Source organism: Vibrio sp. Y42_MX_L11, from assembly GCF_024181785.1.
Classification (GTDB): domain Bacteria; phylum Pseudomonadota; class Gammaproteobacteria; order Enterobacterales; family Vibrionaceae; genus Vibrio; species Vibrio diabolicus.
In genome coordinates, this window is record NZ_JAMZAP010000016.1 from 75,695 (window position 1) to 97,439 (window position 21,745).

16 protein-coding genes are annotated in these 21,745 nt (G+C 45.7%); 4 read left to right on the forward strand and 12 right to left on the reverse strand.

Annotated elements, in window-relative coordinates; translation table 11 throughout:
- Window positions 1-15: 15 nt before the first annotated feature.
- Window positions 16-948 carry a phosphate ABC transporter permease subunit PstC gene (pstC, locus tag NL643_RS16215; protein ID WP_006741921.1) on the reverse strand — a complete coding sequence of 311 codons (933 nt, stop codon included), beginning with the start codon at window positions 946-948 and terminating at the stop codon, window positions 16-18.
- Window positions 949-1,051: 103 nt separating this feature from the next.
- Window positions 1,052-1,873 (reverse strand): phosphate ABC transporter substrate-binding protein, encoded by an 822-nt coding sequence (locus NL643_RS16220; RefSeq protein ID WP_006741922.1) that lies wholly within the window; start codon window positions 1,871-1,873, stop codon window positions 1,052-1,054.
- A 328-nt stretch (window positions 1,874-2,201) separates the two neighbouring features.
- On the opposite strand from NL643_RS16220, the gene NL643_RS16225 reads away from it, so the two are divergent.
- Entirely contained in the window at window positions 2,202-3,845 is a 1,644-nt protein-coding gene (locus NL643_RS16225) for a methyl-accepting chemotaxis protein (RefSeq protein ID WP_253644816.1), read from the forward strand.
- Window positions 3,846-3,954: 109 nt separating this feature from the next.
- Here the strand turns inward: NL643_RS16225 and NL643_RS16230 are convergent, their stop codons facing one another.
- The 6 genes from NL643_RS16230 to NL643_RS16255 all read right to left on the reverse strand — a co-directional run bounded on the left by NL643_RS16230 (window position 3,955) and on the right by NL643_RS16255 (window position 14,077).
- Entirely contained in the window at window positions 3,955-4,530 is a 576-nt protein-coding gene (locus NL643_RS16230) for a DUF1566 domain-containing protein (RefSeq protein ID WP_053808314.1), read from the reverse strand.
- 1 nt (window position 4,531) lies between these two features.
- Window positions 4,532-5,983 carry a DUF1566 domain-containing protein gene (locus tag NL643_RS16235; protein ID WP_253644817.1) on the reverse strand — a complete coding sequence of 484 codons (1,452 nt, stop codon included), beginning with the start codon at window positions 5,981-5,983 and terminating at the stop codon, window positions 4,532-4,534.
- Window positions 5,984-6,008: 25 nt separating this feature from the next.
- A complete protein-coding gene (locus NL643_RS16240; protein ID WP_253644818.1) occupies window positions 6,009-8,258 on the reverse strand; it encodes a proprotein convertase P-domain-containing protein in 2,250 nt (749 codons plus the stop codon).
- Window positions 8,259-8,270: 12 nt separating this feature from the next.
- Window positions 8,271-10,409 (reverse strand): TonB-dependent hemoglobin/transferrin/lactoferrin family receptor, encoded by a 2,139-nt coding sequence (locus tag NL643_RS16245; protein ID WP_109169204.1) that lies wholly within the window; start codon window positions 10,407-10,409, stop codon window positions 8,271-8,273.
- Complete coding sequence (locus NL643_RS16250; RefSeq protein ID WP_253644819.1) at window positions 10,410-12,407, reverse strand: prolyl oligopeptidase family serine peptidase; 1,998 nt, start codon at window positions 12,405-12,407, stop codon at window positions 10,410-10,412.
- 326 nt (window positions 12,408-12,733) lie between these two features.
- The gene (locus tag NL643_RS16255) at window positions 12,734-14,077 is read right to left on the reverse strand and encodes a DEAD/DEAH box helicase (RefSeq protein ID WP_047009779.1); all 1,344 of its coding nucleotides are present in this window, start codon (window positions 14,075-14,077) and stop codon (window positions 12,734-12,736) included.
- 552 nt (window positions 14,078-14,629) lie between these two features.
- On the opposite strand from NL643_RS16255, the gene NL643_RS16260 reads away from it, so the two are divergent.
- Window positions 14,630-14,884, forward strand: coding sequence for an Lpp/OprI family alanine-zipper lipoprotein (locus NL643_RS16260; protein WP_005375145.1), 255 nt, complete (start codon window positions 14,630-14,632; stop codon window positions 14,882-14,884).
- 26 nt (window positions 14,885-14,910) lie between these two features.
- Here NL643_RS16260 and NL643_RS16265 read toward each other — a convergent pair whose 3' ends face one another.
- Genes NL643_RS16265 through NL643_RS16280 form a run of 4 tightly spaced genes read right to left on the reverse strand, consistent with a single transcriptional unit; the run spans window position 14,911 to window position 19,022 of the window.
- Window positions 14,911-15,837: a L,D-transpeptidase family protein gene (locus tag NL643_RS16265; RefSeq protein ID WP_005394922.1), complete on the reverse strand. Its 927-nt coding sequence runs from the start codon at window positions 15,835-15,837 to the stop codon at window positions 14,911-14,913.
- A gap of 6 nt (window positions 15,838-15,843) precedes the next feature.
- Window positions 15,844-17,259, reverse strand: a complete 1,416-nt coding sequence (gene phrB / locus NL643_RS16270) for a deoxyribodipyrimidine photo-lyase (RefSeq protein ID WP_253644820.1) — start codon at window positions 17,257-17,259, stop codon at window positions 15,844-15,846.
- Window positions 17,260-17,278: 19 nt separating this feature from the next.
- Complete coding sequence (locus NL643_RS16275; protein ID WP_253644821.1) at window positions 17,279-18,082, reverse strand: MerR family transcriptional regulator; 804 nt, start codon at window positions 18,080-18,082, stop codon at window positions 17,279-17,281.
- Window positions 18,072-19,022 carry a DUF523 and DUF1722 domain-containing protein gene (locus NL643_RS16280; protein ID WP_046875782.1) on the reverse strand — a complete coding sequence of 317 codons (951 nt, stop codon included), beginning with the start codon at window positions 19,020-19,022 and terminating at the stop codon, window positions 18,072-18,074. Before NL643_RS16280 ends, NL643_RS16275 begins: the two co-directional genes overlap by 11 nt.
- 397 nt (window positions 19,023-19,419) lie before the next feature.
- Here NL643_RS16280 and deoD point away from each other — a divergent pair, with 397 nt between their 5' ends.
- Complete coding sequence (deoD, locus tag NL643_RS16285) at window positions 19,420-20,130, forward strand: purine-nucleoside phosphorylase (RefSeq protein WP_005394915.1); 711 nt, start codon at window positions 19,420-19,422, stop codon at window positions 20,128-20,130.
- A 71-nt stretch (window positions 20,131-20,201) separates the two neighbouring features.
- Window positions 20,202-21,671 carry a hypothetical protein gene (locus tag NL643_RS16290; RefSeq protein ID WP_005394913.1) on the forward strand — a complete coding sequence of 490 codons (1,470 nt, stop codon included), beginning with the start codon at window positions 20,202-20,204 and terminating at the stop codon, window positions 21,669-21,671.
- Window positions 21,672-21,745 lie beyond the last annotated feature (74 nt).

The window sequence follows — 21,745 nt, forward strand, 5'->3', positions numbered from 1 at the left end:
ACCTTTAACGAGCGATTACTTCGCTTTTTCTCGGTTTAGGTAAAGAAGTACAGCGTTCAACGACATGATGAAGACCAGAAGTACAACACCAGTGGCGTAAAGAGCGTTGGCGTGAATACCACTTGCGTAAGACATTTCAATCGCGATGTTTGCGGTTAGCGTACGTGCCGAATCTAGGATGCCTTCTGGCATAGCAGGTGCGTTACCCATCACCATGATGATCGCCATTGTCTCACCTAGAGCACGGCCAATACCCAAAATCACACCCGTCATGATCCCTGAACGAGCCGCTGGAACGAGCAATTTGAAGATTGTGTAGATTTTCGAAGCGCCAAGTGCCAAAGAACCTTCTTTGTATGCACGAGGCACAGCTCGAATAGACGTTTCAGATACTGTGATTACGGTCGGTAGAATCATCACACCAAGCACGATGATACCTGCCAAAATCGTGTTACCCGCAGGGACATTAAAGATGTTTTGAATCAGCGGTACGATGATGACCAAACCAAAGAAACCATAAACCACTGACGGGATACCTGCCAAAAGCTCAACTGCAGGACGAATAATATCCGCAAGACGCTTTGGTGCAATTTCGGCAATGAAGATAGCCGTCAGCACACCAATTGGCACACCAACGATTACCGCACCTGCCGTCGATACAATAGATGCCACAATCATTGTCGCAACACCGTAAAGTGCAGGCGGCAGCCAGTTTTGTCCAAGAACGATGCCCGATACACCAGCTTCTTGGAATGCCGGGATACTTTCTCGAACAATAAAGTAAGCAATAACGGCTAATGAGACGATACCGATAACGGCACTGGTTAGGAACAAGCCGTGGAAGATACGCTCTTTCCAGTCTACGCGACGTTTCTCACGCAGGCCGGGCTTGCTGATAGCTTTAGCGTCAGTATTCATAAGCTTTTCACTATTTGTTGCGATGGTCATTTAAAAAATCTCACGGTTCTGGGCGTTTTGCCGGTGAACACTATGGATAGAAAAGGCTCAGCCCTAAATGGTGGGCTGAGCAAACTTAAGAGTCCCGATAAAATTAGTTAACTGAGATGTAACCGTTTTGGTCAACTAGCTTTTGCGCATCTTCAGTTAGCATCCAGTCTAGGAATTTTTGCGTTTCAGCTGATGGCTTGCCTTCTTTGTAAAGCACAAGGAATGGACGAGCTACTTTGTAAGAACCGTTTTTCACGTTAGCCACTGTTGCATCAACACCGTCGATTGCTAGAGCATTAACAGTGTTGTCTACAGTACCAAGAGAAATGTAGCCGATTGCGTATGGGTTAGATGCAACCATTGTTTTTAGTGCGCCGTTACCGTTTGCAACTTGAGCACGTTGAGAGATAGCTGATACCTTCTTACCAGAAATCTTCATTTTAAGAGACATGATGTCTTCAAATGCGCCACGAGTACCTGAAGCCGTGTCACGAGTAATTGCTACGATTGGCTTGTCTGCACCACCGACTTCTTTCCAGTTTGATACTTCGCCTTTGTAGATTGCAGTCACTTGCTCTGCTGTTAGGCCAGGCAGTTTGTTTTGTGGGTTAACAACCACTGCGATACCATCACGAGCAACCACTTCTTCGATTAGTGTTGATTCTTTTTCAGAGTCTTTTAGATTACGAGAAGACATACCAAGGTCTGCTGAACCATTTTTTGCTGCTTTAACACCAGCTGAAGAACCAGGGCCTTGAACTTCGATAAATACGTTAGGGTTCTTCTTCATGTACGTTTCAGAGAAAACTTCCATCAGTGGAGTTACGCTGCTAGAACCCACTGCAGAGATAGTTTCTTTAGCAGAAACAGGAGTCACTGCCATTGCGCCTAGAAGTGCGATTGCACCGATTACTGTCTTTTTCATCACAATTTCCTTAAGTGGCTTTATTGCCGTTGTGTTTCACTTGAACGGTGCTCACTTTAGAATTTGAATATGACAGTTGTGTTTCACTTAGTTGAACCCTCTATGACACGTTGTCATTTCTGTATATTAATTCCGCGACTGATCCCTCTACCGTTTTTAGCTTAGCGCTTTTATAAATTGCCGCGCGTTCAAAATGATAACTCCATCGATTTTGGTACATTTCATAACAATTGGATATGAGTAAGTCATTGATTTGACGAGTATGGCAATTAAAATCGAAATGCTTATTTATAAAAAAGATAATAATCAAACCGATAGAGGGTCAATCATGCGTCAATTTCTTAGTACGCTTTCTATTAAACTTCAGGTCTTTTTACCTGTTCTATTCACCGTTGTATTACTCATCATTGGATTGAGCGTCGGAATCGGCAAGCTCGACCAAGCATTCAATAAGGTTTCCACTTCCACCAACAAGCTGATCATTCATAAAGAGGAACTCAGCGCCATCGTAGACAACACCTACGCTATGCGCATCAAAGCCATTTACAGTCTATTTAGAGCCGAAGATGTCCAATCTCTCAACCAAGAACTGTCTGAACGACAAAACAAAAACCGCGATTTTCTGAATTCCATCGATAGCCTCCCAGGCGTTCAAACCGAAGTGAATACTATGCGCAAAGCCATGGATCACTATGTTGATTTCACGCGCGTCACCATGACACCTCTGCTCACCACCAAACACTCTTCTGGCTACACCACATCCGATTTCAATCAAAAGTACGAATCTGCGATGGCAGAATATCGATTGGCTGGCGAAGCAATGATCAACTCCATCGACAACCTGTCTAAACAATTGAATCAAATCGTCACCGATGAAGTGGAAGCGAATGGCGAACAGCATTCAACCACGCTCACTTACAGTGCGGTTTCACTTGCGGTGATCTTGAGTGCTGCTTCGCTTATTAGTTGGATACTAGCCAGCTATATCGTTGCACCGATTCGTAACCTTCAAGGAACCATGCAAGAAGTCGCGAAGGGAAATCTATTGGTTAAAGCCGAAGCCATCGGAAAAAACGAAGTGTCGCAACTGGCTCAGGATGTAAACCAAACCATCGACAAACTGCGTGAAACCGTGAGTGCATTAGTTCGAATTAGTGAAGATGTGGCATCAGCATCGACCGAGTTAGCGACTGTTATGACTCAAAGCAGCGTTAACTCAGATCAAGAAAAGCAAGAAGTTGAGCAAGTGGCTTCGGCAATCAACCAACTAGAATCGACTGCAGCTGAAGTGTCGACCAATGCACAAGAAGCCGATAGCGCACCAAATCAAGCACGCATGCTTACCTCACAAAGTCTGAGCATGTTTGAGGAAAGCACTCGCGCAAGCGAAAAAATGGCAGAACAACTCAACGAAGCCGCAGCCGTCGTGACATCGCTGAAAGATCAATCAGAACACATTGGTCGCGTGATCGAAGTGATTGAAGGCATTTCTGAGCAAACCAATTTGCTTGCACTGAATGCAGCGATCGAGGCTGCACGAGCGGGCGAAAGTGGCCGAGGCTTTGCGGTAGTCGCCGATGAAGTACGTATGTTAGCGGCGCGAACTCAGGAATCGACGAAAGAGATCCAAACCATCATCGAAGAGCTTCAGCAGCAATCTGGTCACGCGAATGAAAGCATGCACTCTAGCTTAGCCATGTTGTCAGACAACCAAGCTCTGGCACAAGAAGTTAGCCAATCACTTGCTAATATCAGTAATGCTATCGCCGCTCTGAACTCAATCAACACGCAAGTGGCGACCGCATCAGAAGAGCAGAAACAGGTCACGGCCGATATCAACAACAACTTAACGAACATCTATGAACTCGTGAGCCAGAACGTGACTGGCATTACGCAGTCCGCCTCTGCCGCTCAAGAGCTTTCAGACTTAGCGGAAAACCAAAAGCACCAACTTAAGCAGTTCCAAGTTTAAACATTCTGCTCAACACGATAAGTGCCAAAGGTTAGAAAAGAAAAAAGCTCCGCACTGGCGGAGCTTTTTATAAAGGCAAAGCTATCAATCTTTATTAACGTAATAAGTATTATTCATCTGTCACTAACAAGAGAGAGCTTTTGAAACTTGAGTCTAACGGATCTCTATTGAAAACCTCACCATTAGTCGTATCAAGAGTAGCAACATGCTTACCGTCACCATTAGGTGTGTTACTCCAGATATTACGTCCTAAAATATCGTCCTTGTCTGTCAGTGTATAACCGCTCGCAAAGCCTGTACCATTCATCGCTGGGCTATAGCAAGCTTGCTCCGTTAACGATACCAACTCTTTAATATTTGCTAGTCGCCAATTCTTTTTGCCAGCAAAGTTGTGTAGAGGGTGGTTACCGGACGGATTACGAATTTGTTGGGCCGTAGACAGCGCGAATTGCCATGACATCGTAGCTCGCGTTCCGGTGCATTCTTCGTTTGCTGCATTCCATGTCATACCGACTGGACAGCGCATCCATGTAAGACCTGTTTTTAAGTCAGTTACAGTTCCCTTATCTGAATAAGTGTAACGTGTATTAGGTGCTGTTTTAGCAAACTCAGTCGAACACTCTTGTGCTGCCATTGCTACTTGAGAAGCCAACACAAGAGATAGCGCGGTCATTAGTTTCTTCATCTTATTGTCCCTTAACTGCTACTAGACGGATTGGGAATTGGTAGGAATCATAGGCATCTTCACTTGTACTGCTTGAGCGAATCTCAACGAATGAAGTGGCCCCTCTATCTGCGCCCCGAGAGACAATTGCGGGGAAATAAATCTCACCATCCATGAGCTGTGATGATGTGTCCGTATACCTAAAACCATCATGCCAAAACGCACCTTTTTCTAAATAAGGGCTGCCTAAAGTTTGCTGTGGGAAGTATTTGACATTAAAACCATACACATTGTTCGGTTCATATTCTGTGCTCGGCGCAAATAGTGTCTTTTCACCGAAATCTAGTAAGTCATAAGTTTCACGGTAAGTAGGCAGGCGCCAACCAGTGATTCCACATAACGATTGTTTGTTTATGTACTCAACGTATTGGCTCGTAGTACAAATTTCATCGCCCACCTCTTTACAGCCCGCAAGATCTACATCTTTGCTAAATGGCTTAAATGTTTCAGACTCAAACGCAAATAGGCGGTCTTTAAATTGAATAGAGCTCTCATCCGCACTCTTGTTTTCCCAAACAAGACCAGTACGCTCATCCAAAGTGCAAGCCCACTCAGTGGCATCTGCAGCTAAAGCAGCGCCTTGTGAATCTAGCTTAACAAACTTAAAGCCCGCGCCTGTCGACGTTTGCTTGTCCTGTTTGTCGAAGCCGTATTCCGCATCTTGACCAGGGTAAGAAGCTTGGACCTCTGCAACGTCTGCAGCGCCATCAGCAAAGTGAAGAATGGCACCCGTATCGTTACTACCAACCGTTTGTTCAGCAACCGCTGCAATCTCTTCAGCAAATGCACTCACTTCCGCTTCAGACAGAAGATCAGAGGCTAGCGATTTACCTTGGAAGCTAAGACTTTGAGCAAGCAGCGCTACGCCTTTGGTCATTTGTTGTGGTTGCATCGCAGCTAATAGCGCAACCGTGTTTTGCTCTAGCTTGTCCAGCTCGCTGGCTTCTGCGTTAGACATCACCGAACCATTCAGCGAAACGCCTACACTAGCCAGTTGCGCTTTAACAATCTCTTCAGCTTGAGCAACGGTTTTACCGTCAACCACAAGACCTGCGAGCAATGTTGTTACACCATTTACTGTGTTACCCGTGGCTAAGTTTTGGCCTGGAGCCGCAAGACGCAACGTTTGGTTTGAGCCTTGATCAACTTGAGCAAGAATCGTGCTAGTCAAAATGTTCTTGTCGCTTGACGTCAGGGAGAACTTACCAGCATTATCCGTTTTAGCACTCGGTTCAGTAGTATCACAAACGTAGTTCTGGTTTAAATCGATACATACTGGCGTATCAAGAAGTGTACCTGCAGAAACGATGGTGCCAGCTACATTATAGGTCGGTGTTGACGTGTCACCACCAGAACCACCGCCACAACCAGCTAGGGCTAGTGACATAGCAACGAAAGAATATTGAAACTTCATAAATTTTGTCTTCTTTAGATTTTAATTAACGAGAACGAATCACTCTCACCATTGAAAGCAGGAAAAGTCCTAACAAGGTCCAAAGCGAACCACTGCCACCTGAACCACCACTGCTTTCTTTAGTGGTATCAGCACTACACTGATACTGAGCAAAGTGACTAACACCCCACTCTTTCAACACCCCAGAGTTCCCTGACACGCGGTCAGATACTTCGAGACGCCAAGTACCCCAACTCGGTTGACCGACAAGTGCTTGTAACTCCTCGTCATACTGAGCGGTGAAGTAACCTTTAAATCCATTGGTATTGCTTGATTGATGGCTAAGTAGCACAACCGATTTACCTTGTGGAGACACAAGCGTCACTTGCAGATCCTGCAGTGAGTCATGTTCGATGTTCAGGTAAACCGCAAACGAATCATCAATCGTGCGTGACTTGTCCGATAGCGTCTGAGAGAACAATCTGTCACCCTGCTCCGGCAAAGCGGAGTTCACTGGTTGAGGCTGGATATCGAGCTCTGGCGTACCATTAACCAGCATCACCTTTTCGCTCCACTGGTGAGCCTTTAAACCTTTAGCAAATTGGTAATCCAATAAAATAGAGGAATCGAATTGCGTGCCACATGTCAGACCGCTTGGTAACGCCACCTTCATTGAGGTCGAGTCAGAAAGCGTTTCATCAAAGTCGAAAACGGATGCGTTATTTAGCTGCCATTGCCCTTTGATGCTCGCTTCGCGGCCAGTTTGGCTCAGGCTCACTCCCACGTCTTGACCTTGTGCGATGTATCGAGCGTCATAGCGAACGCGAAAAGGCGCTTTAAGCAAGTTGTGTTTGTTGAAGCTGTCCGTCAGGAACTGGGCATAGTCTTTATTTGGGAACAAAGTGCTTGCGGCAAACACGGTGGACTCTGCCAAATCATGCATTTTTACACCACGACCAATACCGTACATGCCTTCAAGAACAATGGCGTCAAACTCGCGGAACACGCTATCGGTATCATCACCATATCGTTCAACCGACGCTTTAAGTGCTTGGAACAGTGGCGTTGACCACAGCTCATCGCCTAGTTCACCGCCCACACTAACGTGCGCTGGATACTCTGAGCTCTCGAAGTAACGCGCTCTTTGGTTCCATAAGCTACGAGTTGTTTTGCGTGTTCCGAACATACCGTCCCAGTTGAACACGGTATCAATCTCAAATTCCTGACCACGGCGAGCTGCGTCCAAATACTGTGTTCGGTAGCTCGCGCTGCCCGCCCAGTAATCACCAACACCTTCTCCAATCGCGCCAGTATGTCCATACGCCCAATCAGGAACGATTTGATAGTGAATACCGTGTCCTAGCTCGTGCAAAATCACATCTGCATCTGCAGCATCTGGAGATACTCCGCCAACGCCTAACATCAGCGCACGCGAACCTGTGTAGTAAGAAGAGTTGTCGAGCGCTAAACCACGCCCATCAAAACGAAGCGGCTCTTCAAATAAGTCATAGCTCAAGCTCGATAAGTACTGCAGTGAGCTATCAAGATGGTAAAACGCCATCAACTGCAAAAAGGCATTGTCGCCAAGTTGAGCGCTTTGCATCGCTTTTACATCCGCAAAAGATTGAACCCCCTCAGGCGGCAAAATACTGCTTGTATCACGCACAGGCTCCGCACCTACCGCAGGTGAAGACAGTAATGCAAGTGCATCCACCTGTTTAACGCGCTCGTTAGCTAGGTAGAACTTGCCACCGGACTGCAAAACTTGAATCTGCTTCTCAACATATTGAAGTGGCTGCGGATAATCCTCTAACGAATTCCACGCAGAATCAGGCGCAGCTTGTTGTTGCATTGTACGTAAATCAGGATCAAAGAGTGAGACGGGAACGGTCACTAACTCACCAGAGCTCAATGCTGGCGGCTCAGTCACTTCCAATCGAACAGGCAGCTCCAGTTCTCCGGCTGGCATCGCCTCACCATTACGAATCACCGTATCTTCAAGGCTTTTGAAAATACGCTCAACTTGGCTGTCTTGGTTAGTCGACAGCACAATGGTGCGTTGCGGTTGATACTGCCCATCGACCCACACATCAAAGTTGTAATGATCTCCGAGCTGAGAACGAGTTTGATAGCGAAACTTAAGTTCGCCAGCGCTAGCGTAATTCGCTTGTAAATAGCGCAGCGCTTCAGCTTGGTTCGTAACCGTAATGGCAGCGCTAGGGTAATCCCACTCGGCAGCGTTCGTCACTTGAACGCCTGCTAACGTAAGAGAAAGCGCCAAAAGTTTGAGTTTCATGCAGGGCTCCTACTAAAAGATGTACTTCGCGTTAACCGTAAAGTAACGACCTGGTTCCGTTGAGTAGCGTTTGCTCTCATCTGCTATGCCAGCAACGTCTTGGTAGCGAATGTATTCTTTGTCGAACAGGTTGATGATGGTCGCACTCAAACGAAAATCTTTGGTGATTTGGTAACTTGCCCCCAAATCGAGCGTGTTCCATGCCTCTGTTTGTGCGCATTCGGTTTTTTGTCCAAGTGACGTTTGGCAACTCGGCACACGCTCCATCGAACCAGCCCAGTTCCACGTCGCGAACGCATTAAAGTCTTGCTGCTGATAGTTCAGCCCAACATTGCCCTCGAAAGGTGTGATGCTACGAACGTACTCGCCTTCGGCGTCCTTTCCGTCCACATAACCAAGCTTGGTACTTAGCTTCCAAGACGAAGTGAAAGCGTACGCGGCAGAAAGCTCAGCGCCGTAGGTCTCAACGCCGTGTAAGTTTTGGTATTGCTTGATGTAGTTACCGAAGTTATCTTGCCCTGTGGTAACAACATCAATGAAGTTTTGGAACTTGTTGTAAAACGCAGAAACGTAAAGTTGCGCGCGGCCATTATCGAATTTGTTACCGATTTCAAAGGAGTCCGAAGTTTCAGCCTCTAGGTCCATGTTCGGTGCAATGACAAACGGCGTTAGCGGCACAAAGTCATGGTTTACGAAGCCATACGCTTTGTCGTATTCCGGAGCACGATAACCGTGGTTATAAGATACATAAGCGATGTTATTGGCAAACACTTCACGAGAAATCGATAGGCTTGGAGATACCTCTGAGCTATCCATGTCTTTTAATGGGAAGCCGCCCACTTCACCCTCACCGTCCGGTGTTAGACGGTGCGCATCAAAGCGCAGGCCGCCTGTAATGGTCCATTTATCCAGCTCCACCATATCTCGAACGTACAGACCAATGTTATAAGCACGAGCAGGAGCGAAAGGTTGTTTGGTCGAAGGCGTTACCCCGTTCCAATCAATCTTGGAATCGCTATCTGTGCGTTCATAATAGTCAGTAGAAAGCTCGATACCGTAAGCCAATTGGTGCTCAGCATTTGCAGCATAAATCGTATTGGTGAAATCACCACGGAAGCCAATTGTTTCATCAATGAAGGTTTTGTGTTCTAGCTCGCGACGTCTAACAGTCAAACCATTGTGGTCAACTTGTCTCATTAAACGATTCGTGTCTTCCACCACTTCGGTGTGGCGCCAGTAGACCTTTGTATCTAACTCTTCGAACCAAGTTGGATTAATCGGTGTAACCTCTGCACCAATGTAAGCGCTGTACTCTTTTGTCGATTCATCTTCTGCGAAGTCTTCGATATGCCATTTGCCATCCTTCTGTATAGATGGCGAACCTTCCAGGCGTTGTTGGTCTTGCCGATAAAGTTCGGCACGCGCTTTGACCATCACTTCATCATTGAAGAAATGATTGATGGCGTATGACGCGCTGTAACCATCCAAATCGCGGTTGTACAAATCTTGGCTGAAGTTACGCGTCTCTTCACCTTGCCAATACGCCGCGTTGACTAAGCTTTCAGTGTCGCCAGAACGAAATGCCAGATTGCTCGCGCCTTTGTATTTATTGCTGATCCCCGTGTACGTGCCCGTGGCATCAACATAAAAGTCACGATCTTTTAAAAACTCACCCGGCTGTTTGGATTTTAGAATCACAGCGCCACCGATAGCACCAGAACCTAAGACTGAGGAGCTCGCCCCTTTCACTACTTCTAATGATTCAAGATTAGAAAGATCAAACGTATCGCGGCCCACTTTGTCATTGCTGTCATTCGCACCGAAACCGTCTGCTGAGCGAATACCGTCACGAATGATCATAATGCGATTACCCGTCATGCCTCGAATCGTGATGTTTTGTGGACGCCCAGCTCCGCCAGAAACACTTACCCCAGGTTCATGACGCAGCGCATCATAAAGCTCTGTTTCGCCCTTTTGTTCAATCTCTTCGCTAGTGACAACTGCGACGCTGCCTGCTAGTTCAGACATTGGTTGTTCAATCCGATTCGCCGTCACCACGACCTCTTCCATAGAGAAAACGTCAGATTTGGCGTGCACTTGGCTGGCAGCTAGTACCGAAAGTACTGCCGCTGACACTGGGGTAAGCTTCATTTACTGCTCCGCTTTAGATGTTTTAATTAGTGATAAAAGAAAGGCGTATTCTTTTGCTTGTTGTTCTTGCGCTTGTCGTGGGTCCATTTGGTGGCCCGAATTAAAATCGGTCTGCAACAAGTACGGCCCATCGCGCTCACTTAGCGCGGAAACCTTGGCGAGATACTTGGCACCTTCCCAATAAGCCACGCGCTGGTCGATCAAACCGACTTGAACCAGCATGGGTGGGTAAGCGTCTTTATGAATGTTGAGAATTGGATCGTACGCTTTCATTAGCGCCAGTTGCTCAGATTTGGTTGGGTTACCCCATTCGCCATACTGCTGTGTGGTCAGCGGAAGTGAGGTGTCCGACATGCTTGCTACCACATCAACAAAAGGTACTTTAAGCACGACACCTGAAAACAATTTAGGGTCTTGATTAACCGCTCCCGCGACCAACGTGCCACCCGCACTTGAGCCGATGGCAAAAACCTCTCTATTGCCACGTTCGAATGTTTGCAGCGCCTTAGCCGCCGCGACAAAATCACCAATAGAATTGGCTTTTCGCACACCACGGCCTTGCTCGTGCCACTCATCGCCAAAATACCCACCGCCGCGAACATGGGCGATAGCGTAAATCACGCCTTGGTCGAGCAAGCTTATGACTTGAGGCATAAAGTACGGTTTCATCGTAAAACCATATGCGCCATAACCGTAAATCATCACAGGTGATTGCGCGTGTAATTTGTCTTTGCGATACGCCAAAGAGACCGGGACAGAAACACCATCGTGCTTGATAAAAATGCGTTGGGAGACATAACGTTGACTATCAAAATCTTGGTAAGCATCTTGAGAATACAAGGTTTTAGTCAGCGTTTTTACATCGAACTCTTCCCACTGAGGAGGCGTAGTCATCGACATGCTTCGTATACGAATCTTGTTTGATTCAAAATCGCCCAACGTGCTCAACCAAGCGACATTGCCATCCTGTTCCAATGGCAGTATCACTTTTTCCTGACCTTGGTATGAATACACCGTCAATGTCGCTACGTTGTTCGGCTTACTGAGTGCCACAACTCCTGCATCATAAAGGTAGAACTGGTCAAGCGGTTCACGAGGGGTAGTAAAGCGTTGCCATGTTGCGCTAAGAGGTGCTAGATCGGTTTGATAAAGTGCAAATGTACCTTCAAGGTTGCTGTTGATGTAAACGCGCCCTTTCGCCACATCCGCGTAATATTCCACGCCCGCTTCCGGCACTCTCAGTGAATCGCTTACGGTGCCCGTTTCTAGATCAACAAGCTTCTGCTCTGTGGTTGACTCGTTGTTGCTTTGCAGCACCACGTAACGGCTATCTGCCGCACGGTAGAAAGAAAGTAACCAATCTGATTTGTATTCGTGCCATACAACAGTTTTAGCCAAAGATTCAGTGGAGATGCGTAGGATCTGATGAGGTCGCTGTGTACGCATTTCCTTCGAAACGAGGTAAGCCATCTTACCATCAGGTGAAAGCAATACACCGCTATCGACGTGCGTTGACAGCTCCGTAGATTGGCCAGAGAGTAAATCAACAACCACGGCGCGATATTGCTCGCTGCCATCAATATCTTCAGTGAAAAGCAACGTGTCTCCGCTTACTTGCCACTGCCCTACTTGATAATACGGATATGCAGATTGACGTTCAGAGAAATCAAATACTGTGTTCTCTTGTGCATACTGGTTCGAACGTGATAGCAACACATAACCACCGTCACGACGCGTTAACGTCCATTCGCGTCCATTTACGATCGACCATGGTTTATCACCTTTATCTGCCACCATGGCTTCCCACTGCGCGAGCAGATCTTGCGTCAACGTCTGATATTTTTTTTGATGCTGTTCAGTCTTACGGTTCTGCTCTGTTAGGTAGGTAAGAACTCGCTCATCTTTACGAGCGTCATCTCGCAACCAATTAAAGTCATTAACGGCAAAGCAAGAACTAGAGGTAATTATGAGCCCTAAAAAAACATGAGTAAATTTCATATAGAGAGCGAATTCATTTATAGGATTAATACAATGGCGCGTATTTTGCCCTTAAATAAAAATGAGATCAATTATCATTTTCATAATCATGTGAAATTTTTATCTAGTATGTGAGGAAAAACGTTTGCTTGGACCGAGGTGATAAAACTTAATATCTCTCTAAATTAGCGATCTATGCTGTTTATATAAAACCAGATAAATATAAAAGCCTAGCAAACACGTTAGTATAGAAAGACATCATTTCGCCTGGAGATAAGCATAAAAAAACCCGAGTGCGAACACTCGGGTTTTGAAAAACTAAAATCAGTTGAAAACTGGTGCGACTTTTACTCTTCAGAGTTTGGTGCCGCTGGCTTTTTCTTCGGGATGAACACATCATCACCCACTGATACGTTTTTGTAGAAACTCTTGTCACGTTTAACAGGTTTCTTAGCCGACTTCTTCGCTTGAGGGCGTGATTTCTTCGCTGTCGCTTTCTTGTTACGGAAATCTGGCTTAGGTGGCTTCAGGCCTTTGAACTTACCTTTCAGATCTTCGAATACTGAAAACTCAAGATCTTGTTGTAGGTAAGCTTCTACACGTTTAAAGCTATCCCAGTCTTTTGGACCAACAAGAGAAATCGCATCACCCTTGTTACCAGCACGGCCCGTACGGCCAACACGGTGTACATATTCTTCAGTATGCTTTGGCATATCGAAGTTAATGACGTGTGTCACTGTCGCAATATCCAAACCACGAGAAGCAACATCTGTTGTCACTAGGATCTTGAATACCGCTCGCTCAAACTGGCTCATGATCGTATTGCGTTGAGTCTGGTTCAAGTTACCACTCAATGCAACGGCCTTCAGTTTCTTCTCGTTTAGCTTCGCTGTTAGGCGCTCAGTATCATCGCGCGTCGCCGTAAAGATGATAACTTGGCGATATTCTGCTTCTGAAAGTACGCGATCTAGAATCGCCTCTTTATGATCAAGATGATCACACAGGTAGAATTTTTGCGTGATATCTTTGTGTTCTTCGTTAGAAACACCGATAGCAATACGTTTCGGAGCATTAAGCATTTCAGCCGCAATGTCATTTACGTCGGCGTGATCCAACGTTGCAGAGAACATTAATGTTTGACGGCGACGATGCTTAGCTGCTTTATGGATACGACGAAGCTCTGGTGCAAAGCCCAAATCCAGCATACGGTCTGCTTCATCAAGGATCAGCGTTTCCAAACCTTCAAGGTAAAGCGAGCGGTGCTCTAAGTGGTCAGCCAGACGTCCTGGTGTCGCCACGATGAATTTCGGGTAACGGCGCAGTGCTTTCACTTGATCATTAAAGTTCTCACCACCCAAAATCAATGCAGCTTCATAAGATAGGCCAGCAAGCATAGAGCGAAGCTCACCATACACTTGTTTCGCTAGCTCACGAGTGGGAGCAAGAATAACTGCGCGAGGGTCTTTGGCAGAAAACGATTTTGTCTTTAAAGACTTGTGAAGCATTGGTAATACAAACGCCAAAGTCTTGCCCGAACCCGTTTTCGAAGATGCCAATAAATCCTTGCCTGCAATCGCAACAGGAATAGCCTGCTTTTGAATGTCAGTTGGTTTTTTAAAATCGTAGTGTTTTAGGTTCTTCAACAATCGGTTGTCTAGGCCTAGATCTTTAAATTGCAAAGTATTCTCCAATAAATCAGTCAGCGTCTGAGCGCTCTGTAATGTCGTTTCCGCTCTAACGCAGCAAAAAAATAAAGCTCGGTATAATACCGCAAATCATAGGAGTATAGATAGAGATCACACAAACTAATTCCCACGGATGAAAACAAAACATCATTTGCGGCTCAATTAAGAACAAACCCTCGCTTTATTGGTCAGCTGCTTGGCTTAAGATTTAGAGAAAAGCGAGCTCAAGGTGCGCCTCTCGTTCTCCAATAAAACTGCGTAAATAGCAGTTATTTGCGCCGAGAAACTTTCATTTGTGTCAATATCGTCTAAATTATTGATATCAGGAACGTGGCAAAAACACCTGCTATGAGAACTGTTGTGGGAATAAGGGAGATGATAATTCACTCACCTTTGTTAAGCTCAGGTAAAAGTTGACGTCAGGTACTCCATGAAATTCTTGGGTTTTTTTGACTTTTGCTACATCATGTACTGATAAAATGTATCCACATTTAACCTCGCTACTGTATAAAATAATAGTTGGTAGCGAGACTTTCACTATAAGCAAGGAGTTCTTATATGAACAAAACGTTGATCGCAGCTGCAGCAACTTCAGTACTTCTACTAGCAGGTTGTGCTTCTTCTGATGATGCAGCAACAGCAAATGCAGCAAAACTAGACGAACTAAGCAACCAAGTTAGCCAACTAAGCCAAGACGTACAAGCTCTTCAATCTGACGTTCAAAAATCAGGTGCAGCAGCAATGGCTGCTCAAGAAGAAGCTGAGCGTGCTAACGAGCGTATCGATAACATCGCTCAGTCTTACACTAAGTAAGATTTGATACCGCGTCTTAACGCCTGTTAAGGCGCGGTTATTTCGACAGGAACCCCATTCTGTGCTGCAATCGCTGCTTTAGCCTTCACATTTTTCAGTCCGAACTCATCCAGCCACCACTTTAACTCTTTTGGTACCTGTAGGTGATCTTTCTCACCATTACTGCGAGTCAATGGCTCATGTGCCTCTAAAAATACACTTCTGTCTGGCTCTAGTGATACTTTCACTGGTTGGTTAATGATATTCACTTCTTCACCGTTACGAACTTTTTCAAACAACCATTCAATGTCGCTTGGGTCCATACGAATGCAACCCGCGCTGACTCGCATACCGATGCCAAAGTCTTTGTTGGTACCGTGAATAAGGTATTCACCATTTCCGTAGGCTAAACGCAATGCAAACATCCCAAGTGGGTTGTCTGGACCGGCAGGTACAACGGTTGGCAAGTCAATGCCCTTCGCTTTGTACTCGGCACGAATCGAGGCTGGCGGTGTCCACGTAGGGTTTGGACGCTTTTGGCTAATACGCGTTGTCATCACCGGGGTGTCTCGCCCAATTCGCCCGATTCCCACGGGGAATACATGCACAATATCTTCCCCTTTCGGGAAGTAGTATAAGCGCAATTCCGCTAAATTGATGACAATGCCTTTGTGGGGTACATCTGGGAGGATCAGTTGTGTTGGAATAGTAAGAACGTGTCCCTCTTCTGGCAAGAAGGGATCCACGCCTTTATTTGCTGCCATTAAACCTAGCATCCCGACATCGTAATGCTTGGCAATATTTGCCATAGTTTCGCCTTCTTGCACGACGTGGTTTTCAAGGCGACCAATTAAACGACTGCCATCCTCTGGTAGCTCGTACATTTTAGCGAATGACAAACCACTCGCTAAAGATAACGATACAGATAACAGCGTACGTTTTGCGAAACTCATTGATCGCTTTTTGCTAAGCATTTCACTTTATTCCTTGGCACTTTTAAAGAGCCGTAAGGTTATCTCTCTTTCTGTCTTGTGATCAACCATCGGCTTGTGATATTCCAGTAAAGAAAATCCCTCCCAAGTCCAAGGTTTATGGATGTATTTATTTGGAACACTCTTGATTTCAGGCACCCAGTGGCGCACGAATTGACCATCAGAGTCAAACTTCTCACCTTGGCTTATCGGGTTGAAAATACGGAAGTACGGCTGCCCATCACAACCCGTCGATGCAGACCACTGCCAACCACCATTGTTTGCTGCGAAATCGCCGTCCACCAGCTTACTCATGAAGTACGCTTCGCCCCAACGCCAGTCAATGTGTAAATCCTTGGTGAGAAAGCTCGCGACAACCATGCGAAGCCTGTTATGCATCCAGCCTGTTTGGTTGAGCTGACGCATTGCTGCATCGACGATCGGGTACCCTGTCGCTCCAGCCTTCCATCGCTCAAAAGCCTGCTCATCATAAGACCACTGAATTTTATCCTCCCAGTCGATAAAGCCTTTGCCTTTAACGAGCTTTGGTTCGAAAACCAACAGATGCTGATAAAACTCACGCCAAATGATCTCACTCAACCAAGTTGCTTTTCCTTCTGTTAGGTCATTTTGTTGGTTTTCAGCATACAAGCGAGCAATACATTGCCTTGGTGACAACGCACCAATCGCAAGATAGGGAGACAGTTGACTGGTGCCATCAATAGCCGGAAAATCTCGATCTTCCTTGTAAGCATCACTGCGCTCACGAGCAAATTCCCTAAGCTGCTTTAAAACATCATTGGTCGAAGCAAACCAATCCTCGCTGGACTCTCGAGGATAGCTAAACGTGAAGTCTGAACTAAATCGAATCGGCTCTAATTGTTCCAATATTTTGCTGCTTAGCGGCGCTTGTTCTTGAGGCTTTGTTACCGCTGGCATTTGAAACTGCGTCAACCAAGCACGTTTGAATGGTGTAAATACCTTAAAATACTCACCTTGCTTATTGAGAACCGTCGTTGGTGGGTGCACACATTTGTCGTGGAACAATTTAAAGTCGATATCATGGGAAGCTAGCGCCTCACTCACTTGTGCATCGAGCTCTCGTTCATTCACTTCATATTGAATATTCGCCATAACAGACGTTGCTTCAAGTGTTTTCGCCCATCCACTAATCACTTCGGTACAATCATAAAACGACGGCACCTCTTTATATAAAAAAGGCACATTCAGGCTTTCCAACTCGTCGTTGAGATACTCTAAACGACGAGCAATGAGATCCGCCTGCATCGGCGCCATGTGGTGTTCTCGCCACTGCTCTGGCGTCGCGATGAAACAAGCGACAACAGGCTGACCTGAATCTAGCGCCGCTTTAAGTGCGGTGTGGTCTAACGTTCGTAAATCACGTCGAAACCATACTAAGATCATGGTGTCTCCTTCGTTTCGTCTACTCTGTTAGGTGCAGTTTCTCAATCACTTCAGAACATCCAATACGTTCTTCAAAACGTGTTTGAAGCAATTTGATGGACTCCACTTGCTTAGCTGCCAGCGCTTTATTGGAAAACAGGTAAATGAGCGAGTAGCTATCAACAACTTCGTGATCCAGTAAACCAGAGACATCATCAACTTTGTCGATCAACGTCGTGTGATACCCTTGCTCACACAACTTCGCCGCTTGAATCCAGCTCTCTGCTTCCCTATGTTGTTCAAAGCTGATAAGCAAGCACTTCCCTTTGGAAGCGGCTTTGTTTTCAGAGTCGATAACAAGGGCAAGACGAGTGATCAAACAAGTTTGAAATAACCCCATCTGCAACGATCTCAGCGATCCTTTGACCATCTCCAGCGCGTCAAATACAGGGTCAATAAATTGTTCAATAACCAAGTTCAATGGATACTCTTTGAGAACAGAAGCAAGTAAGCTTTCCGCTTTGCCTCGATTCAGTTTCGAAAGTGCTGATAACATGGTCTCTACTTCTTCGAGAGTACGTACTTCATTGTTAACTTCTACGTCTGCACTTTTTCCCAACAGTCCCTTTACTTTACCGATGGCAATCCCCTTCGCGAGCCAACTCTGGACTTCACGAATCGTATCGAGATCTTGCTGTCGATAAAGTCTGTGCCCTTTTTCTGTTCGCTGAGGCTGGATCAAATTGTATCTTCTCTGCCAAGCTCTCAGCGTAACTGGCTTCACACCCGTGATTTCTGCAACATCTCGGATCGCGTATAGTTTTTCTTCTGAACTACAAACCATAGCGTAATCTCATCTCCTGCGGATACGGTTCTAAAAACTTCTGTTTTGCTAAGTACTCATCTGGGTAAGTGTTTAAGTAGTGCTTAATCAATGTCAACGGTGCTAATAATGGCAATGTACCAGTGCGGTAGTCATGAATTACTGTTGCTAATTCTTCTTTTTCGTCTTTAGTTAAAGCGCGCTTAAAATACCCTTGTAAATGCATTAGTACGTTAGTGTTGTTTTTTCGGCTAGCACGATTCGCAAGTGCCTTCATAAGACCTAAGCGATACTCTTGATAGAATTCTTCGATTTCATAGCTAGCGACATCGGCAACTAAACGACCAAGAGAGCGGTATGACTCAGGGTGATGCGCCATCAAGGTCAACTTATAGCGCGAATGAAAATCGATAATTTTGCCTCGAGTTGGCTCTCCGTCCATCGAGTCATAAAAGTCGTTCAAGCAAAATACTCGGGTAATAAAGTTTTCTTTTAATACAGGATCGTTGAGTCGGCCATCCTCTTCGACGGGCAACCAAGGCATTTTTTTCATCAGCGTTTGTGTGTACAAGCCGACGCCTTCTTTCGCTGCGTTATTTTTGCTATAAACCTTGACGCGCTCCATACCGCAAGTTGGAGACTTGGCACAGACGATGTAACCACAAAGTTGCTCGCTTTGTAGCTCCTCCACTTTGTTAGCAGAGTAAGCAAGCATATTATCGGTATGGTCATTTTCTGGATTTTTAGTTTCTACCAGCGCCACACGCTCTTCTTCGGAAATCAAACGAATTGTTGGTCGCGGCACTGGCATTCCGACGCCCACTTCGGGACATACCGAAACAAAGTCAAAATACGGGCTGAGCTCTTTAGTCACAAAGTTACTTACTTTATGACCAGAGTCAAAACGAACCCGTTCACCCAAAACACAAGAACTGATACCTACTTTGATTGAAGATTCCATGATGACGCATCCCTATACAAAATGTTTTGTTGTATAACTTATAGCAAGGCTTTTTAGATTGTACAAGAAAATAAACTGTACAATTTAATCGTTTTACTTTTCTCAAGAGCATTTCGATCAGCGCTTTCTCAAAAGTTTTTTATGTTCTCAATGTCCATTTTGTGCGCGCAATCGACAAATCGCTCAAAAGCGAATCGATTGCTCTTTTGCTTTCAACAGATTTAGTTATCAATGATGTTCATGGTTTCTAAAAGCGTGGTTTTTGTGACTAAGCTCTCAAGGGGCCACTGTACGTCCCGATATTATTGCTTCAACGAAAACGAACAAGTTCAACAGAATTGGTAATAGCGTTCTATACTAGAGGCGTTTTATCAAAACAAAACTTTGGAGAGCACTTATGGCAACCCCACACATCAATGCACAACCAGGTGATTTCGCTGAAACGGTTCTAATGCCAGGCGACCCTTTACGTGCTAAATACATCGCAGAAACGTTTCTTGAAGATGTGAAGCAAGTTTGTGACGTTCGTAACATGTTCGGCTTTACTGGCACTTACAAAGGCAAAAAAGTGTCTGTTATGGGTCACGGCATGGGTATCCCTTCTTGCTGTATCTACGTACACGAGCTAATCGCAGAATACGGCGTGAAAAACGTAATCCGTGTAGGTAGCTGTGGTGCGGTACGTGACGACGTTAACCTAATGGACGTTGTTATCGGTATGGGTGCTTCTACAGACTCTAAAGTGAACCGTATCCGTTTCAACAACCACGACTTCGCTGCAATCGCTGACTACGGCCTTCTAGAAGAAGCGGTAAACCAAGCGCGTGCTCAACAAGTACCAGTTAAAGTTGGTAACGTATTCTCTGCAGACTTGTTCTACACACCAGAAGCTGACATCTTCGAGAAGATGGAAAAACTAGGCATCCTAGGTGTAGACATGGAAGCGGCTGGTATCTACGGTGTTGCTGCAGACCTAGGTGCGAAGGCGTTAACTATCCTAACGGTTTCTGACCACATCATCCGTGGCGAAAAACTAAGCTCAGAAGAGCGTCAAAAGTCGTTCAACGACATGATGAAAGTTGCGCTAGAAACCGCAATCAACATCTAAGAACAAGTAGTAAGTAATAATTTGCAGCCAGAGTTATTGCTGGCTGCCCGAATTATCCCGAGGGGGCGATTGTGTCTAACGGCGAACTGCCAAAAGACGCAGATGGGTTACAACTCAACTTTTGTAAAACATTGGCGTGTGACAACTTTGGATTGAGTGATGCAAAGCGTTACGTTCTGCAACATGCTAACCCTAAACGTCCGGCGATGGTATGCCGTGAATGTGGAGCTTTCCCCCCCTTACTTAACAATCGCGATGTCGTGAACGAACTTCATCGCCTGCGACACGTCCACAGTGACGGGTTGCCTGCGTGCCGCAATGATGATTGCGAGAACTTTGGACTATCCGTCCACACACATAAACACCTCTACCACGCTTTCGGTTACAGTGGTGATCGTCAACGTTACCGTTGTAAAGCGTGTCAAAGTACCTTTGTTGATAAATGGTCAGGCGCGAACAAAAAGCTACAATTCCAAGAGAATTTAATGGGCTTATTGTTTACTGGTTACTCTGTGCGCGAGATCTGCCGAAAACTCAGTATCAACCCGAAAACCTTTTACGATCATGTTGATCATATTGCGAGTCGCTGTCGCCGTAAATTAGCCACTATTGATGCTCGTTGGGTAAACCACGCAACGCACTATGAATTGGCCTCAAATTATGTTGCATTGCAGCCAAACAGCAATAATGGTGTCTACTGGATTGTTTCTGGTGAAGCCCACTCAGGCTATATTCTTTGTCAACATGTGAACTATTCTGCTGATGAAGAGCCAATCGCCACGCTAGACCATAACCCGTACGACGAGGTCTCTCGTTTTGTTTCCCAAGAGTACACAGCGGAAGCAAGTGAACCGCCAGCGGAACCTTCGAACCTCCTGCGTGAGCGTATTGACCAAAAATACCAAACCATTTTGGCTCGCGGTAACGTGGAAGATCCTCTTGGTAATCTTTCTGTATTCCATTACCCATCTAAAGGTGCATTAGTTCGTCCGCCTTACACATCATACGCTCATTACCTGCATGTACTTGATATGTGTTGCCCCAACAAACGTGTATCTCTATATATGCCTCAAGACCCCCTACTACGTTCGGCAGCACTGAGCGTTTGTTTGTCTCGAATTAAAGAGAAAAATGTCGACTTGATGTACGTAGAAGAAGACGCAAATTGGGACATGAGCACACCTTTTGGCAAGGTCGATATCGCCTATATGAGCTGGTGGCGAGATCGCTGGGCGATCTCCACTCAAGACGAAAGCCACAAAGGCATTTGCTACCTCGCTGGTGATAGAAATGAGCCCGAGAAATGGTTTAACGTTGCAACAACTCGCCATGTGCAGTTCTATCAAAATCGCTTCCAGATCCTTTTCGAAAGCTTCATTAACGAGCCACGTCGCAAATTACGACCTGCTGGAATTTTACCTCTTTTAGATATATTCAGAGCTTGGCATAATTTGTGCTATCAGGATAAGCAGGGTCTTACCGCCGCACAAAGGCTAGAAGTCACTGATGCTCCTTTGACCATCAAACAGCTCCTATCGTAACTATTGGCATTTAGATGTAGTAATTAGGGGCTGTGACAGTATACATTACGGCACCTAATCGTTTACCAAAGCGT

Coding starts and splice junctions, on each gene's coding strand:
- pstC (WP_006741921.1), bottom strand. CDS start 948: ATGACCATCGCAACAAATAGTGAAAAGCTTATGAATACTGACGCTAAA.
- NL643_RS16220 (WP_006741922.1), bottom strand. CDS start 1,873: ATGAAAAAGACAGTAATCGGTGCAATCGCACTTCTAGGCGCAATGGCA.
- NL643_RS16225 (WP_253644816.1), top strand. CDS start 2,202: ATGCGTCAATTTCTTAGTACGCTTTCTATTAAACTTCAGGTCTTTTTA.
- NL643_RS16230 (WP_053808314.1), bottom strand. CDS start 4,530: ATGAAGAAACTAATGACCGCGCTATCTCTTGTGTTGGCTTCTCAAGTA.
- NL643_RS16235 (WP_253644817.1), bottom strand. CDS start 5,983: ATGAAGTTTCAATATTCTTTCGTTGCTATGTCACTAGCCCTAGCTGGT.
- NL643_RS16240 (WP_253644818.1), bottom strand. CDS start 8,258: ATGAAACTCAAACTTTTGGCGCTTTCTCTTACGTTAGCAGGCGTTCAA.
- NL643_RS16245 (WP_109169204.1), bottom strand. CDS start 10,409: ATGAAGCTTACCCCAGTGTCAGCGGCAGTACTTTCGGTACTAGCTGCC.
- NL643_RS16250 (WP_253644819.1), bottom strand. CDS start 12,407: ATGAAATTTACTCATGTTTTTTTAGGGCTCATAATTACCTCTAGTTCT.
- NL643_RS16260 (WP_005375145.1), top strand. CDS start 14,630: ATGAACAAAACGTTGATCGCAGCTGCAGCAACTTCAGTACTTCTACTA.
- NL643_RS16265 (WP_005394922.1), bottom strand. CDS start 15,837: ATGCTTAGCAAAAAGCGATCAATGAGTTTCGCAAAACGTACGCTGTTA.
- phrB (WP_253644820.1), bottom strand. CDS start 17,259: ATGATCTTAGTATGGTTTCGACGTGATTTACGAACGTTAGACCACACC.
- NL643_RS16275 (WP_253644821.1), bottom strand. CDS start 18,082: ATGGTTTGTAGTTCAGAAGAAAAACTATACGCGATCCGAGATGTTGCA.
- NL643_RS16280 (WP_046875782.1), bottom strand. CDS start 19,022: ATGGAATCTTCAATCAAAGTAGGTATCAGTTCTTGTGTTTTGGGTGAA.
- deoD (WP_005394915.1), top strand. CDS start 19,420: ATGGCAACCCCACACATCAATGCACAACCAGGTGATTTCGCTGAAACG.